Origin of the sequence: Herbaspirillum lusitanum P6-12, assembly GCF_000256565.1 — a bacterium.
Taxonomy (GTDB): Bacteria; Pseudomonadota; Gammaproteobacteria; order Burkholderiales; family Burkholderiaceae_D; genus Herbaspirillum; species Herbaspirillum lusitanum.
Map to the genome: position 1 here is coordinate 1 of NZ_AJHH01000658.1, position 483 is coordinate 483.

The 483-nt window shown below is 55.9% G+C and carries 1 protein-coding gene; it reads left to right on the forward strand.

Translation table 11 applies throughout. From position 1 onward, the window contains the following. Positions 1-67 precede the first annotated feature (67 nt). The coding region (locus HLUSI_RS30010) for an MCP four helix bundle domain-containing protein (RefSeq protein WP_238534061.1) at positions 68-483 on the forward strand (416 nt) is incomplete at its 3' end.

Here is a 483-nt window from a genome sequence, read left to right on the forward strand (position 1 = left end):
TCTCTGAGAGTCTCTATCTCAAGAGTTCGAGGAGATCGAACGCAACGCCAACAAGCAGATTGCCGCACTGGCAAAGCAGCGAAGCGATTACCAGGCGCAGATCAGCGAACCGGAGGAAAAAGCGCTTTATCCGGATATCGAAAAATCCCTTGACGTATTCTTGGCCGAACATAAGAAGATCGTCGATATCTCGCGCTCCGACAAGAACGAAGATGCCCGCCTGCTGCTCAAAGGCGAGTCCACGAAGATCTACCGCAGCCTGCTCGATCAGCTTGAAAAGCTGGTTGACGTCAACGAAAAGGGCGCAGAGAAATCCAGCGCCGATGCCGACGTCACCTATGCCAACGCACGCACGTGGATCATTGCCATGTTGCTGATCTGCATGGCTGCGGCAATGACATTGGCGGTGTGGATTTCACGGGTCATCGCGCGTCCGCTGACCGAAGCAGTCAACGTCGCTCAACGCGTCGCCGGCGGCGACCG